The sequence below is a fragment of the Paraburkholderia sp. BL6665CI2N2 genome, assembly GCF_004366535.1.
GTDB lineage: Bacteria > Pseudomonadota > Gammaproteobacteria > Burkholderiales > Burkholderiaceae > Paraburkholderia.
In genome coordinates this window covers 1,978,988-1,993,588 of the sequence record NZ_SORC01000001.1, presented here as the reverse complement: position 1 = coordinate 1,993,588, position 14,601 = coordinate 1,978,988, and the positions used below count along the sequence as shown (strand labels likewise).

The 14,601-nt window shown below is 61.1% G+C and carries 14 protein-coding genes and 1 pseudogene; 6 read left to right on the top strand and 9 right to left on the bottom strand.

The window, feature by feature from the left end; genetic code table 11:
* Positions 1–71: 71 nt before the first annotated feature.
* Entirely contained in the window at positions 72–383 is a 312-nt protein-coding gene (locus B0G81_RS08965) for a superinfection immunity protein (RefSeq protein ID WP_116121853.1), read from the top strand.
* A 72-nt stretch (positions 384–455) separates the two neighbouring features.
* Here the strand turns inward: B0G81_RS08965 and B0G81_RS08960 are convergent, their stop codons facing one another.
* The 5 genes from B0G81_RS08960 to B0G81_RS08945 all read right to left on the bottom strand — a co-directional run bounded on the left by B0G81_RS08960 (position 456) and on the right by B0G81_RS08945 (position 4,322).
* Positions 456–728 (bottom strand): YodC family protein, encoded by a 273-nt coding sequence (locus B0G81_RS08960; protein WP_106278351.1) that lies wholly within the window; start codon positions 726–728, stop codon positions 456–458.
* Between the two features lie 489 nt (positions 729–1,217).
* The gene (locus B0G81_RS08955; RefSeq protein WP_134134592.1) at positions 1,218–2,798 is read right to left on the bottom strand and encodes an MFS transporter; all 1,581 of its coding nucleotides are present in this window, start codon (positions 2,796–2,798) and stop codon (positions 1,218–1,220) included.
* A gap of 31 nt (positions 2,799–2,829) precedes the next feature.
* The gene (locus B0G81_RS08950; protein ID WP_134134589.1) at positions 2,830–3,468 is read right to left on the bottom strand and encodes a TetR/AcrR family transcriptional regulator; all 639 of its coding nucleotides are present in this window, start codon (positions 3,466–3,468) and stop codon (positions 2,830–2,832) included.
* A gap of 24 nt (positions 3,469–3,492) precedes the next feature.
* Positions 3,493–3,765 (bottom strand): hypothetical protein, encoded by a 273-nt coding sequence (locus tag B0G81_RS45570; RefSeq protein ID WP_347877445.1) that lies wholly within the window; start codon positions 3,763–3,765, stop codon positions 3,493–3,495.
* A 71-nt stretch (positions 3,766–3,836) separates the two neighbouring features.
* Positions 3,837–4,322: an adenosine-specific kinase gene (locus B0G81_RS08945; RefSeq protein ID WP_134134586.1), complete on the bottom strand. Its 486-nt coding sequence runs from the start codon at positions 4,320–4,322 to the stop codon at positions 3,837–3,839.
* Positions 4,323–4,558: 236 nt separating this feature from the next.
* Between B0G81_RS08945 and B0G81_RS08940 the strand changes: the two genes are divergently transcribed.
* The 4 genes from B0G81_RS08940 to B0G81_RS43535 all read left to right on the top strand — a co-directional run bounded on the left by B0G81_RS08940 (position 4,559) and on the right by B0G81_RS43535 (position 8,206).
* Entirely contained in the window at positions 4,559–4,723 is a 165-nt protein-coding gene (locus B0G81_RS08940) for a zinc ribbon domain-containing protein (RefSeq protein ID WP_106286471.1), read from the top strand.
* Between the two features lie 106 nt (positions 4,724–4,829).
* A complete protein-coding gene (gene otsA, locus B0G81_RS08935) occupies positions 4,830–6,257 on the top strand; it encodes an alpha,alpha-trehalose-phosphate synthase (UDP-forming) (RefSeq protein ID WP_106286472.1) in 1,428 nt (475 codons plus the stop codon).
* Positions 6,258–6,662: 405 nt separating this feature from the next.
* On the top strand, positions 6,663–8,033 hold the full coding sequence (locus B0G81_RS08930; RefSeq protein WP_134134584.1) for an FAD-binding oxidoreductase: 1,371 nt from the start codon (positions 6,663–6,665) through the stop codon (positions 8,031–8,033).
* Complete coding sequence (locus B0G81_RS43535) at positions 8,030–8,206, top strand: hypothetical protein (RefSeq protein ID WP_166678940.1); 177 nt, start codon at positions 8,030–8,032, stop codon at positions 8,204–8,206. Before B0G81_RS08930 ends, B0G81_RS43535 begins: the two co-directional genes overlap by 4 nt.
* A 190-nt stretch (positions 8,207–8,396) precedes the next feature.
* On the opposite strand, the gene B0G81_RS08925 is transcribed toward B0G81_RS43535, so the two are convergent.
* Both B0G81_RS08925 and B0G81_RS08920 read right to left on the bottom strand, forming a co-directional pair.
* Positions 8,397–9,737 carry a trypsin-like peptidase domain-containing protein gene (locus B0G81_RS08925; protein WP_134134582.1) on the bottom strand — a complete coding sequence of 447 codons (1,341 nt, stop codon included), beginning with the start codon at positions 9,735–9,737 and terminating at the stop codon, positions 8,397–8,399.
* 588 nt (positions 9,738–10,325) lie between these two features.
* Positions 10,326–11,003: a transporter substrate-binding domain-containing protein gene (locus B0G81_RS08920; RefSeq protein ID WP_208328521.1), complete on the bottom strand. Its 678-nt coding sequence runs from the start codon at positions 11,001–11,003 to the stop codon at positions 10,326–10,328.
* A gap of 702 nt (positions 11,004–11,705) precedes the next feature.
* Between B0G81_RS08920 and B0G81_RS08915 the strand changes: the two genes are divergently transcribed.
* On the top strand, positions 11,706–13,496 hold the full coding sequence (locus tag B0G81_RS08915; RefSeq protein WP_134143036.1) for a serine hydrolase domain-containing protein: 1,791 nt from the start codon (positions 11,706–11,708) through the stop codon (positions 13,494–13,496).
* A 380-nt stretch (positions 13,497–13,876) separates the two neighbouring features.
* Here B0G81_RS08915 and B0G81_RS44525 read toward each other — a convergent pair.
* A pseudogene (locus B0G81_RS44525) lies at positions 13,877–13,987 on the bottom strand (aromatic alcohol reductase); the annotation flags it as partial.
* A 43-nt stretch (positions 13,988–14,030) separates the two neighbouring features.
* Positions 14,031–14,573, bottom strand: coding sequence for an OmpA family protein (locus B0G81_RS08900; RefSeq protein WP_243856400.1), 543 nt, complete (start codon positions 14,571–14,573; stop codon positions 14,031–14,033).
* Positions 14,574–14,601 lie beyond the last annotated feature (28 nt).

Here is a 14,601-nt window from a genome sequence, read left to right as displayed (position 1 = left end):
GCGAGCTTACGCAAACAAAATAATCGCGCGACAATCGCAGCATGGGTCGCCTATCGCGAGGGAGCCGCTTCATGGGAGGCAATGTCGTCGTGCAGGCCATCGCCGCGGTGCTGGCGCTGGCGCTCTACTTTTTGCCGGCCGTGGTGGCGGACCGGCGCAAGCGTCATGACGTGCTGACGCTGGCGCTGTTCAATGCCTGTCTCGGCTGGACCGTGTTCGGCTGGCTGCTCGCGCTCTACTGGTCGTTGCAACCGAACCCGCCGAAGAACATTGCGGGCGAAGTCGTGGAGACGCGCAAGCTCGTGAGGATGCGGGCGTTTTCCAGCGCGCTGCTGGTGCGCGTGCAACGACGCGCGAGCGAGCGGGATCGCTCCGGCAAGTAAATCAGGCGTGGTGTGGCGAGGCGGAAAACGGGCTGGTCGGCCAAGGCGCCGGCCGACCCCGCTGCGGGCCGTTCAGGCCGCGCGGCTCATGCGGTTCCACAAGACGGAACCAGCGGGAATGGAGCGCGGCTCGACGCGCACGCTCGCGGGTGAAAACATCTCGCGGCGCAGTTCGCCGTGCTCATCGAACCATTCGCAAATCAGCCAGTCGCCAGGATTGAGCGCAACGGGGCCTGCGTAGGTTACCGTCATGCGCGAGCCGCCTTCCTTCAAGGTGACGACGTCGCCGATGTTGATCGGGGCGGTGAGCGGTGCCTGGAATGCGTCAATGGTAGCGGTCAGCATATTCGTCCCCCTACGGAACCGTTGAACGGTATTTAAGTCATTGCGCCGGTTTTTTTCGACTATGGATCTGCTGAAGGAAAACGCTAAAGGATTGGGCAAGATTAACAATCGAAATTAATGGCCGCAAGCGCTTTTTATTGATACCGTTTTCACCGGAAGTGGAATGGCTTCCACTGCCGGCTGTGGATGCGTAAAAACCGGGAAAACCCTGAAATCGGCTGCCAGGCCGCCTTTCCGTGCCGCACTGCACGATCGCAAGGCTTACTGCCGAGTGTCGGCGCCGCCGGTAGAAAATGCGAATGCGGTTTCGTCATATCTAATGCTCCGGCGGACAGCGATTCAGGGTTTATTCTGATCCTGCATAGCAAGATTACCTGTGAATAACGAACTCACCGGTAAATGCGCCATGTTTAAAATCACTCTCGTTTAAAAAAATGCCTAATACCCTCGGGCAATCTTTGTTGAAAACGATTGCCGCCGCCGGATTTTTTAAACCGGCTGCGCCGGGCGGCGCAGCACGAGTTGCTGGTGCCGCACGAGCAGCACGCTCAAGCCGATGCACACGAACATCAGCAGTGCGTTGATCGCGAGGCTGAGCTGGAACGCGTGCGCGTAGTCGCCGGGTGCCGCGCGCCCGCCAATCGCGCCGAAGAACGCACCGCTGATGGCTGCCGTGCCGAACGCCGAGCCGATCTGCAGCGTCGACGACACCACGCCTGAAGCAAGCCCGGCTTTCTCCGGCACGACCTCCAGCAACACGATGCGCATGATCGACGGCAGCAGCAGCCCATGACCGACGCCCGCGCATACCAGCCCGCAATAGAACAGCAGATCCGGCGTAGCCGATTGGGTGGCGGACCAGCCCGTGACCATGAAGCCGACCGTCATCATCGAAAAACCGAGCGTGAGCACATGGCCGCCGATGCGCTTGACCACCGCCGGCGAGGCCAGCGGCCCGACGACGAAACCGATCGCGAACGGCATAATCGCCATGCCGGAGGCGAGCGGCGTCCAGTGCAAACCGGTCTGCAGGAAGATCCCGTAGGTCAGGAAAAACGCGCTGTTGCAGTAGAACAGAAACGCGAGCACGAGCCCTAGCGCGAAGGCCCGGTTGCGGAACAACTGCAGATCCACCAGCGGATGGCCGCCGCCGCGCTCCACGCGCTGCTCGGTCATCACGAACAGCGCGCACGCCGGCACCGCAAGCGCGAACATCACGAAGGTCCACGCCGGCCAGCCGGCTTCGCGGCCATGCGTCATCGGATAGATGACCAGCAGCAGCACGGCGGATAGCAGCGCCACGCCCTTCACGTCGATGCCGGTGCGCGTGGCCGGCTGATTCTCCGGTACGAACTTCCACGTGCCGAGAAACGCCGCGATGCCGATCGGAATGTTGATCTGAAAAATGATGCGCCAGTCGAGCCCGAACGGGTGATAGGTGATCAGCGCGCCGCCGCCCAACTGGCCGACGATCGATGACAAGCCGAACACGAAGCCATACAGGCTCATCACCTTGGTCTGCTGATGCAGGGGCACCACCGCGCGAATCGTGGCGAGCACTTGCGGCGCCATGACGGCGGCAGCGATGCCCTGCACGATCCGCGAGATCACCAGCATGTGCCCGCTGGTCGCGAAGCCGCACAGCGCCGAGGCGACCACGAACGCCGCCATGCCCGTCATGAACATGCGGCGGCGGCCGAACAGATCGCCGAGCCGCCCGCCCGTGATCAGCAGCACCGCATACGCCGACGCATAGGCGGAGACGACGAGTTGCAATTGCGCATCGGTGGCGTTCAGGCCGGTGTGGATCGAGGGCAGCGCGAGATTGACGATAAAGTAGTCGAGCGGCGCGAGGAAGGCGCCGACGAATAGCACCGCCAGCGCAAGGCCTTGCCGTTCGAAGCGCGGCTGGGTCTTGTCGGCCGCTGGTGCCATACCCTTTGCTACGCCCTTTGGCACGCCCGTCGCCAGATTCGCGGCCGCGGTGCCAGGACAGATCACCGCTGCAGCTGCGGCGCCTTGAGGTCCAACGCGTGCCGCCGCAGCGGACTTGATCGGTTCGCTTTTCATGACTGATCGTTCAAAAATTCGGCAAAAAAATTTAGACGAGCGCGCGCATGGCGACGTCCACGATTCCTACCAGCGCGTCTTCCTTGTGAGCGACCCGCCCCAGCACGCGCAGACCTTGCATGACGCAGAGCAGAAAATCGCCGGCGGCTTTTTCGTCGAGCGTGGAGTTGAAGGCGCCGCTCGCCTGACCGCGTATCACCGACGCCGCCAGCAGCGTCGCCATGCGGCGCTGAATCGCGGCGACGCGGGTGCGCAGTTGTTCGTCGCCCGGTTGCATTTCAAGCGTGGTGTTGGTGATGAAACAGCTACGCTCGCCGGTTAGCGCGCACGCGACCCGAGCGTAATGCAGCAAAGCGTTGCGCAGTGATTCTTCCGGCGGCACGGGTGCGTTCAGCCGCTCGGCGAGCCGTGCGACCGATCCTTCCGCGTAATGATCCAGCGCGGCCAGCATGATGCCGTGCTTGTCGCCGAACACGCCGTAGAGACTGCCGCGCAACAGGCCGGTGGCTTTGCACAGGTCGTCGATCGAGGTGGCGTGGTAGCCGTGATTCCAGAACACCTGGCTCGCGCTCGCCAATACCGTGTCCGTGTCGAACTCGCGCGGCCTGCCGCGCGAGCAGACCTCGCCGGCTTTCTTCGTGGATTGTTTCGAATCGCCTGATTGCTTCATGCAGCGGATATTATGACTAACCGTTCAAGAAATCAAGACGAGTTTCCGTAGGCGTGAGTGTCCGAGAGATCGGCCACAATGAGGTCGGGATCGTAAGGAAGGAACGGATTCACCGCGCGGCGCCCCCGTTTCGATCTTGCGCGCCTGCCGCGTTTCCTCCTTGCATGCAAGGCCGGAAACCAGGCGGACGAGAAATCGTAGGCCGCGTTCTTCGAGCAGCGTCTGGCTTGTCTCGATTGGCCGCAGTGCGCCGCCACGCAGCGCATGCTCACTCTGACGCAGGATGGCTGACCACACGTGCCGGGCCGCCGGCGTAAATGTTCCATGGTTCGATGGGCACGCAAGTCGCGCGAGGAGAGCCACAACACCTACACTTTGTAACCGATAGCGCGTAACAGATCCTTACGCCATTGAACGTCCTCCTCGTTTTCCACGCCGAGCGGCGGGAATCCGTCAACCACCCCGACGATGCCGCGCCCTTGCTCCGTCTCGGCAACCAGAATCTGCGTGGGATTCGCTGTCGCACAGAATATCCGGCATACCTCCGGCACGGTTTTTATCGCATTCAGAATATTGACGGGGTAAAAGCCGTCGCCGAGAAAAATCACGAAACTGTGGCCCGCGCCGATGGCCGTGGCATTCTGGCACGCCAACTCGACCAGGTCGGCGTCGGTGCCAGACCGGCGCACAAGACGCTTACCTGACGCTTCACAAAAGGCCAAACCAAACTTGATACCCGGAACGGTACCGACCATTGCCTCGTGCAGATCCTCGACAGACTTGATGAAGTGGCTTTGCCCCAGGATGAAGTTCGTCGCTTCAGGTTTGACGATAGTTACCGTAAGCAGTTGCATATCTGACCTCGTTCTGTGCCGCCAGGAACACTGCGCAGAGGCGGTTTTGGCCAGCAGGCGGATGTTAGTTCATCACGTTTCGCCGGACAGCGACCGTCTTGGCCATAATCAAGCCTAGTACGAACCGGAGACGCATGCCTGTGCATTCGTGCACTAGAATGGATTTCTCACAGTACCGGGCAGTGCTGGTGAGTCGTATCAGGCCTGCCAGGTGGATTCGTGTTGGAGAAGTGCACATGCCAACGTACCAATATCGTTGCGAGAAGTGTGGCCATTTGTTCGAGCACGCTGAACATCTCGCCGAACACGAGAGCGCCCATCCGAGTTGCCCGAAGTGCGGAAGCGAGACGTGTCAGCACGTACCCACGCCATTTATCGCCAAGACGTCGAAAAAGAGCTGAAATCTTGGTTCGCGTCAACTCGTCCATGGAGCGGATGATTCCCTGTCGGCGCTCCCCTGGCGTCCGGACGGTGGGTGCCACGTGGGCGCAACAGCACAAGGACCTCATGAGTCGTCTAGTCGTCGTTTCAAATCGCACTGCCGATCCTCGCAAGCCTGCAGCCGGCGGACTCGCCGTAGCGGTAAAGGACAGCCTGCTACAGACCGGTGGGCTCTGGTTTGGCTGGAGTGGCAAGATCTGCGAAGCGGCGGATGGTGCAACAGTCGGCCGAGGCGAAGTTCATGTTCAAACGGCGGGCAACGTCACCCTCGCGACACTTGATTTAAGCCGGGAAGATCACGATACGTATTACCTGGGTTACGCCAACAATGTCTTATGGCCGGTATTCCACTACCGGCTGGACCTGGCCAACTTCGACACACGATTCGCTGCAGGCTATCGGAGGGTCAACCAGTTATTCGCGCACAAGTTGCTGTCGCTATTGAAGCCTGACGATCTCATCTGGGTTCATGACTATCATTTGATCCCGCTCGCGGCCGAGTTGCGAGCCATGGGATGTAACAACCGCATCGGCTTCTTCCTGCATATTCCGATGCCGCCGCCGCTAATCATGGCCGCGATTCCCGAACACGAATGGCTGATGCGCTCGCTCTTTGCCTACGATCTGGTGGGCTTTCAAAGCAAAGCCGACCTGACGCATTTCACTCACTACGTCGAATCGGAAGCGCAGGCACAACAGTTGAGCCCGGATCGTCTTCGGGCATTCAATCGAACGTTGCGGGTCGGCGCGTACCCCATCGGTATCGACGTCGACGACTTCATTCGTCTTGCCGACTCGAAGGAAGGGCGCGACATGTTCGTCCGGATGCGCGAGGAGTATTCGCGGCGGCGTTTGCTGGTGGGCGTCGACCGGTTGGACTACTCGAAGGGATTACCGCAGCGTGTCCATGCTTTCCGCGAACTGCTGACCTTCTACCCGGAAAACCGCGATAGTGCGACGCTGATCCAGATCGCCTCCCCTAGCCGCGAGGACGTCGACGCCTACGACGATCTGCGGCGTCAGATGGATAGCCTGTGCGGCGCGATCAATGGCGACTTCGGTGAACTGGACTGGATGCCGGTGCGCTACATTCATCGCAACGTGGCCCGGAAGCGTCTGCCGGGTCTTTATCGCGCAAGTCGAGTTGCGCTCGTTACGCCGTTGCGGGACGGCATGAATCTGGTCGCGAAAGAATTCATCGCCGCACAGGACTCCGCCGATCCGGGCATGCTGGTGCTCTCGCGCTTTGCCGGAGCCGCGGAGCAATTGAAGGAAGCGCTGCTGGTCAATCCCTACGACACGCAAGGCACGGCGCAGGCCATCCAGCGGGCGCTAACGATGTCGCTCGATGAACGGATCAACCGGCACGAAGCGCTTCTTCAGCGAATCCGCAAGTTCGATGTGCACTGGTGGAGTTCGACATTTCTGCAAGCGTTGGAAGATTGCGGGCAGCAAGAAGAGGCGGCGAGCGGTATGCACCATCTATCTGGCTGAGCACGGTCGGCAGGCTCGTGCAACAGCGAACTCACACTCCCGACCGTTAAGGGACTTTCGGAATTCCCGGTGCCGGCCATTCAAATGACCATTAGAGGCTGCGCTGGACGCTTTCATGCCGTCTGGCCGGTCAAGTTCTCCGGTTGGACGCGCCCCTTTTTTTCTGCTGAACTAAAGAGCCACCGCCGCTTGGTCGAGTTTCATTCGACTCGTTGCTCGCTCGTTCTGCTGTCAGTGTCGTCAATCGGAAAGGTCCTTCCGACAATGGCGTCGGCGCACTATTCTTTTCATCAAGTGGGGTGCGAGGCCAGCCTCGCGAACGAAAGTTCGGTGCGAGGCTTCTTAAGACGGCAGCGCTTCATCGCGCCTGTGCGCGATGGACCAACTATTCAAGGAGGCGGCGTCATGGATGAGTTTGCGATTCAGGGATTTCGCGGAAGGCTGATCGGTCCGTCAGACAAGGACTATGACGAGGCGCGAGCGCTCTATAACGGCATGATCGATAAGCGGCCCAAGGCGATAGCCCGCTGCACCGATGCCGCCGATGTCATGGCAGCGGTCAACTACGCGCGCGAAAACAAACTGCTTCTCGCAATCCGCGGAGGCGGACACAACGGTCCCGGTTTGGGCAGTTGCGACGGTGGGCTGGTCATCGACCTCTCGCAGATGCGCAGCGTGCGCGTCGACCCAGCGAGCAGCACCGTGCGTGTCGAACCAGGTTGCACTGCAGCGGATGTCGATCACGCGACCCACGCTTTTGGCCTCGCCGTACCGCTCGGCATCGTCGGCAGCACGGGCGTCGCAGGTCTGACCCTGGGCGGAGGAACCGGCTACCTCACGCGCAAGCACGGCCTCACAGTCGACAATTTGCTCGAGGTGGATGTAGTGCTGGCCGACGGCTCTTTCGTCACCGCTAACAAGGACAAGCACGTTGACCTCTTCTGGGCTGTGCGCGGCGGCGGCGGTAACTTCGGCGTGGTCACAAGTTTTCTATTTCAGGGCCACCCAGCCAGAATGGTGTTCGCCGGTCCGATCTTCTGGGACGCCAAGGATGCCAGGCAAGTTATGGCGACGTACCGCGACTTCATCCCACACGCCCCCGAAGAGCTTGGCCTGTTTGTCGGCCTCAAAACCGTACCTCCAACCGATCCCTTCCCCAAGGAGCACTGGAACAAACGCGCCTGTGCCCTGATCGGTGCCTTCAACGGGCCGATCGCAGAAGGTCAGAAACTCATGGCCTCGCTGCTCGAGAAACTGCCCGTCCCGCTGTTCAACTGGATGGGCGAGATGCCGTGGACTGCCATCAACAGTCTGTTCGACCCGTTTTTCCCTAAAGGCTTGCAATGGTACTGGAAGGGCGACTTTGTCAAGGCGCTGCCTGACGAGGCAATCGACGTGCACATCGCTAACGCGCTCAAGGCACCGACCCCGTTCTGCCTGATGCATCTTTACCCCATCGACGGCGCCGTTCGGCGGATCCCCAGGGATGCCACGCCGTGGAGCGCGCGGGACGCGTCTTTTTCGATGGTAATTGCCGCAGTCAGCCCGGATCCCAAGGATGCCGAAGCGCTTAAGACTTGGGGTCGTGCCTACTGGGGGGCTATCCACCCGTTCAATCTGGAAGGCGCCTACGTCAACTTCCTGGACGCCGACGAGGCCGAGAACCGAGTCGAACTAAGCTACGGCGAGAACTACACGCGCCTTGCGTCGATCAAGGCGAAGTACGATCCCAATAACCTGTTCCGAGTCAACCAGAACATTAAACCGAAAGCGTGAAAATCTACGCGCGCGGCCTCGCGCGCCCGCGCCGCGTGGTGGTGTTCAGCGCGATCACGCTGCAAACATTGCCGTCGTCGTTGCCGGGTGACTTGCTTGGGCCGCGCACGTTTGAAGAGCGTCCACGTCGCGCGAACCTGATCAGCGCGACGCGTGAATCAAATCGGAGCTAACCGAACTCCGCGGGGTTCACGTTCCCCGCACTCCATTGACTGTGCAGAGGGTTGAGACACGCTGTGCGAATATGCCCGGTCTGCGATCGGTCGTGATCGTCCTTCACCCAGGGCGCTAGCGACATGTGTTCACCGCGTCGGCATGCGAGGCGGGAATCGTGTGCCGATTAGCCGCTCTCGCACTCCGGTTTTATTTGAGGTCGACCGTGACGAAGCTTCGTGCGTGATTGCGCTGGATCAGCAACGCTGCCTTCTTGCCAGCCCTTGCCGCAAGCGACGCCAGTTCATCCTGCGACGCGACCAGCGTGCCGTTCAACGACAGCACGACATCGCCCGGCTTGATGCCGGCAGCGGCCGCTGTCCCCGACACGTCGTCGACCATCAGGCCTTGAGGAAGATCCATGCTGCGCCGCTCCTGGTCGGTCAAAGAATGCATCGTGAGGCCAAGATGATCGAGCGCGTGAAACTGCCGCGAGCCTGCGTCAGAGCTTGGGCCTGCAACCCCGCCCGCACCTGCGTTCGCCTCTTGCGACGCTGGCCCGACATTCACCATCACCGTCATCGGCTTGTGATCGCGGATCAGCTTCAGCGGGACTTTCGTTCCGGTCTGCAACGCCGGGTTCTGTCCGGTTAGATCGGCCGCGTGGTCGATAGGCTTGTCGGCGAGTTGCACGATCACGTCGCCCGTTTTCAGATTGCTCGCCGCCGCCGGACTGCCCGGGTCGACCGACGTCACCAGCGCGCCCGCGGCGCGCGGCAGGCCGAACGCGTTCGCCAGATTCATATCGACGTCCTCTACCTGAATGCCCAGATTGCTGCGCGCATTGTCTTGAGCGCTTGGCTGGCCCTGCTGGGCTTGCTCACCCTGCAACTGTGAGCGCACCTTGTTCGCCATATTGATCGGGATTGCGAACGTCAGGCTCTGCAGACGATCGCTATCGGCATACACCTGCACGTCGATGCCGACCACTTCGCCCGCGCGGTTGAACACGGGGCCGCCCGAGTTGTCGGGGTTCAGCGACACGTCCGTCTGGAAGAACGGAAACGTGCTGCCATCGGCGAGCGTGCGCGACGTCGCGCTGACGATGCCCGCCGTGACCGTGTTCTGATAGCTGTCTGGCGAACCGATCGTCAGCACCTGTTCGCCGACGCGCACGCGCGCCGAATCGCCGAGCTTGACGGTAGGCAGCTTCGTCGCGTCGATCTGGATCACGGCGATGTCGCTTTGCGTATCGACAGCCACGATTTTTGCCTTGAACTCGCGCCGGTCGGTCAGGCGCACGGTCACGTCATCCGACTGATCGACGACATGCGCCGTCGTCAGAATGAGACCGTTCGGGCTCACGATGAAGCCCGATCCGACGCCAGACATCACCCGCGGCGTGGCGCCCAGGCCGTTTTGCGATTGTGGCAAGGCCTGCTTGAAGAACGAGAAGATCGGATCGTCACCGTCGACCGCTTCGGCGCTGGGACCCAAAGCGGGCGTCGCGCTCGCGGGCGCATTCACCGGCACTGTCACGCGGATATTCACAACCGCTGGCCCATAGCGCTCGACGATCGCAGGAAAGTCGATTGGCGCGGGCGTGCTGCCGGTTGCAGCGCGTATTTCCTTCGCTCGCGCGGTGGCGGGCGCCGGTGGTGGTGCTGATGCTGGAGCAACCGCGGAAGCGGCTGCCGGAGAAGTGGCGACTGCGGCTGCGTCCGCGCAGGAACAACCGGTCAGACATGCCGTTGTTACGGCGGTGTAAAACCAGATGCGAGACAGAGTTGAGTGGGTCGATTTGGTATGGTTAAACACAGCGCACCTCCCATGGTGCCTTGCACTGTGAAGAAATTATTTCGCGCGTCTGATAGCGCCGAGCGCGTTCCAGTGCGCTCGCGCGCAGGGATACGATCGACCCGATACATGATCTTCGATGGATCAAAGTCGACTTGAGATTCGGCTGCAGCATGTTTGCCAGCAACGGGCCATCAGGACGCGAACGGTTTGCTCGCTCGTCTTCTTTTATTTATAGGGAAGCAGCGAGCAAATTGCAGCGAGTACAAATCCTGGCGTGCGTCAAAGGGTTGTCGTCGGCACGCGTTTCGTGCGGCGATACTCGTCTAGGAACGCAGCTGATCACCGATCTACCGGAGGCGCACCTTGAGCCGCTCCATTCAGCATGCGGTGAGTAATGTGCGATCGAAGCGCCTGCAACTCCCCGCTTGCCCGCATATCCCGAATGACGGCCTCCACCCGGGGCACGAGTTCGCGGTTGCGCTCATTCAGGAAGTGGTACATGTCGATATGCTGCAGGGGCGGCAACACCGCTCGCAACTGCCCATCCAGACCCAGCCTGCGTATGACGAGCATACCGCTGAAGAGATCGTTGACGGCAACATCGATGCGATCGTGGGCAAGCATCAACATCATTTGATCCATCGTCTCGGTGACTTCAACCTGTGGCATGCCGGCCGTCCCGCGCTCAGACGAACCTACACCGCGTATGATGCCGACGCGGTAAGGACGCAGCGATTCCCAACCATTGACGTGGAAATTCAACTCCTTCACGAAGGCCGCCGGCTCGATATAGTTGAATGGCTCCCTGACAGCGACGAGCGTCGGATATTCTCTCTGTACATCGAGCACGCGCTGAACCTCACCGTCCAGGCGGCCCGAACTCGACTCGATCAATGACCGCTTGGCCGGCACGTCGACAAATTCAACGTGAATGCCGAGCTTGGCATAGACGACCGTGAGAATCTCCGCACCAACCTCCTGGTCCGGGACATTCGCTATACGCGCGATCTGCAACACGGGCTGAGCTGGGACATTTATGCAGGCGAAACCGATCAGGCTGCATGTCAGCAGCCTTAAAACGCTCCCCGGGAGCATCGCAGCTCGGCGAAGCGCCGGACGCCTGGTCGTAAGCATGTCAGATTCCCGGAAAATGCTTAAAGTCTAGCGTTAATGCCGCTCGCTGTCGGCGGACGTCGGGCGAAAGATGGCCTCGTACGCGGAAGCTTCCGGCGCGGCGGACGAATGCGTACAGGCGGCGAATTCCGGCCGTTGCCTTACCCAATGCGTCCGACGTTCGAACGACCGCTTTGCGCACCTGGTGTGCCCGTGATGGAGAATGAGGCCAGCGAAACGTAAATTAAAGAGATCGTATATCGGAGATTGCGTCAGACGATATCTCGTGCTGCGTTGAGCAGAATTTGGTACCTTATGGGCGCGCTCTTAAGCCAAAGCTTCGTAGCATCTCGACACGTCGCTACTCAAGTTCGCCCGCACGCCTATGATTTGGGGCACGGTGGTCCGGTCAAAAGAAGCTATCCCGCTGCGTCGAAATTGAGAAGATCGTCATTGCCATGTTGGCGGCACCGTAGCTGAAGAAACGCGCTTTTTGCAGATCCTGATAACCAGAGAAAAGGGAATGCCGTGACCAAGTGCGATCGCAATCACGAGGTTCTTTTCAGCGTAGGCCGACGGGAATTTCTCGGCTACACCGGCGCCGGGATGCTCGCGGCGGTCCTGCCCGGCTGCGGCAACGGCGACATCCAGTCGACGCCCTATCAGCAGACCATTGCGCTCGGTCAACAGATGATCCAGCAGGCCGTCAGCGATCCGTCGAATCCCGTCGCCGCGATCTCGATCGCGATGGTCAAGGGCAACACCGTGGTCTGGCAGCAGGCCTTCGGGTTGGCGTCGGTGCCGGGGCAGATCAAGGCAACGCCGCAGACGCGCTTTAACATCGGCTCGGTCAGTAAGTTGTTCCCGGCACTGGCGGCGACGATCCTTGTCGATCGCGGTCGGATCACGCTCGACACGCCGATCGTCAAATATCTACCGACCTTCACGATGCTGTCGCCGGAATACGCGCAGATCACCACGCGTCATCTGCTGTCGCATGCATCCGGTCTGCCCGGCACGAATGGGCGCAACCTCTTCACGTTCGAGCCGGTTGCCGGATACGCCGCCGACACGCAAGCCGAACTCGCGAACTCGCACCTGAAGCATCTGCCGGGTGACCTGGCCGTCTATTGCAACGACGGCTTCACGATGGTCGAGCAGATCGTGCTCGCCATGACGGGTCAGAGCTTCGCGGACTTCGTCCAGTCGGCTATTCTCGCGCCGCTGAAGATGACCCAGTCCAGCTATCTGACGAGCGTGCCGTCCGGAGGATCGTTCTCACTGCCGTACGTGAACGGCACGCAGCATCAGGAATTCGTCAATGCGTACGCGACCGGCGGACTGAGTTCGACGCCCGCCGACATGATGAATCTCGCGCAGATGATCTACGGCGGTGGCGTGTTCCAGGGACAGCGCATTGTGTCTGCAGCGGGCATCGCGCAGATGGGCATGGATCAGACAAAAAACCTGACGATCAACCCGTCGCCGGAATGGCGCTGGGGTCTCGGCTGGGACTCCGTGGTGCAGCCGGCGCTCGACGCCGCGGGCGTGCTCGGCTGGGAAAAGGACGGCGGCACTGCGTTCTACTCGACCGAATTTTTCGTGGTGCCCAACTCGCAGTTCGCGCTGCTGGTGACCGGCAATGCGGGCTACAACGCCCGGGCGATTGCCGAAACGCTGGTGCTGTCGGCGTTGAAGGAAGACGGCACGATTTCGTCGCTGCCGGCGAAGCTTGGCACCACGGCGCCGCCGGTCGCTTCGGGGCCGGGCATTGCGAGCGGCGCGGGCATCTACGGCAGTTCGGATTTGCCGTATCAAGTGCTCACCAACGCGGATGGTAGTCTGCAGATCAACCAGTGGGACGCTGCTACGCGAGGCTGGGCGAAGATCGGCGGGTACCAGTACCGCAGCGACGGCTGGTGGTGGAGCGATAGCGATTCGGCGTCGTATCGCTTCGCAGTCGTGTCGGGCAACGACAGCGAAGGAAACGCGTTCAACTATCGCTATCTGATGAAGCGGGTCGTGCCGGGCGCGGGCTACGCGTATCTGACGCTGCCGGTCGGCCAGCACCTCGCCCCGCTGGCGGCGCTCGACAGCGCGTGGCAGCAACGCGTCGGCACACAATGGACGTTGACCAACGATGCGCCGAGCGCCGTGCCGATTGTCGTTCTTGGCAATCCGCCGGCGTTCTTCGCGACACTCGCGGAACTCCCGGGCTACGTGCTGTACGGCAACGAAGATCTTCGCTATCAACTGATCGTGCCGGTGAGTGATACGCTCGGCGGCATGTCGATCAAGGTGCCGGGCAATTTTGGACGCGACCTCTATGAGATCCGTTTCGCGTCGACCACGGCAACTTCGCTGACGATCGGCAGTTCGATCTACGCGCGGATCTGACAGTGAGTCGTTCTATGACGGCGGGCCTCGCGGTCTGCGTCGACGGTATGGTGTTTGCGCACGAGGTGCCTGGCGAGCATGCCGCGGTCTTCGGTTTGCCGCAGCGCGCGCACCGTGCGTCGCTGCGATTTCTCGCGCAGAAACGACCCGGGACGGCTGGCTGAACGACGGCTTATCCGCAGCGACAGATTCTCTGCAACAACGACCGCTGACAAGCAACTTCGGCCACCTGCTGCATTGCTTTCACACGCCGACTTTGCCGAGCAGAATTCGGTGGAAGTCAGTACGGAGTACGGGAGCCCTTCCCCATCGCTGGGATCGGGCTTTGTGTTCGGGGAAGCTGTCGTGGATGCCGTTTGCCTGGATGGTGTGACTCCCGATTACTCGCTGCGGCCCGAAGTAAGGTTTGCCTTGATCCACGATGCCACGTCGGTGACCGGAATGGCGCGGTGTTGATTGAACGTCCCACTCTTGTGCCATGCGACGCCCCTCGAGTCGAGTACGAGCTGTCCGATACGGCCATGGAGCTGCTCGTTAGCACGGTGCCGCTGTGGATTTGGGTCGTTGAGCGGTTGATCGAGCCGGGCACACGGTTGACTTCGTGCTCGTCGAATCGCGGGAGCCCACGCCCGCTGCGTGAATCAACTCACCGTCCAGTCCATGATCAATCATGTACGCCCTCACTGTCTGGGCGCGCGCGAGGGACAACGGGTAGTTAACCGCTTCGGGCCCAAGACGGTCGGTGTGACCTACGACCGAAATGGACTGAACGCCGCGACTCTGCCTGGTACGCGTGGTGACCTGGTCAAGAGCGGCCGCTCCGCCCGGTAAGATCGAAGCGCGGCTTGACTGCCCGAAAGCAAACAGGGCATCGCTTCGCAGCACGAACTCATCGACCGTTTGCGCCGCAGGTGCGACCGGCTGCGAGCCCGTTGAAGCCGGGGTATCCGGCGCGTCGCCACACGCGAATGTGAGTCGTCGCGTGACATCTGTCTGGTCATTGTCCGGCAGCAGGCGCCCGACTTTCTGCACCGGGCGGACCGGTTCGCCGTGACAGATCCGCTCGGCGACCTTCATGCAGGTAGCCGGTCCTTCGAACAACCCG

Coding starts and splice junctions, on each gene's coding strand:
- B0G81_RS08965 (WP_116121853.1), top strand. CDS start 72: ATGGGAGGCAATGTCGTCGTGCAGGCCATCGCCGCGGTGCTGGCGCTG.
- B0G81_RS08960 (WP_106278351.1), bottom strand. CDS start 728: ATGCTGACCGCTACCATTGACGCATTCCAGGCACCGCTCACCGCCCCG.
- B0G81_RS08955 (WP_134134592.1), bottom strand. CDS start 2,798: ATGAAAAGCGAACCGATCAAGTCCGCTGCGGCGGCACGCGTTGGACCT.
- B0G81_RS08950 (WP_134134589.1), bottom strand. CDS start 3,468: ATGAAGCAATCAGGCGATTCGAAACAATCCACGAAGAAAGCCGGCGAG.
- B0G81_RS08945 (WP_134134586.1), bottom strand. CDS start 4,322: ATGCAACTGCTTACGGTAACTATCGTCAAACCTGAAGCGACGAACTTC.
- B0G81_RS08940 (WP_106286471.1), top strand. CDS start 4,559: ATGCCAACGTACCAATATCGTTGCGAGAAGTGTGGCCATTTGTTCGAG.
- otsA (WP_106286472.1), top strand. CDS start 4,830: ATGAGTCGTCTAGTCGTCGTTTCAAATCGCACTGCCGATCCTCGCAAG.
- B0G81_RS08930 (WP_134134584.1), top strand. CDS start 6,663: ATGGATGAGTTTGCGATTCAGGGATTTCGCGGAAGGCTGATCGGTCCG.
- B0G81_RS08915 (WP_134143036.1), top strand. CDS start 11,706: ATGCTCGCGGCGGTCCTGCCCGGCTGCGGCAACGGCGACATCCAGTCG.
- B0G81_RS08900 (WP_243856400.1), bottom strand. CDS start 14,573: ATGAAGGTCGCCGAGCGGATCTGTCACGGCGAACCGGTCCGCCCGGTG.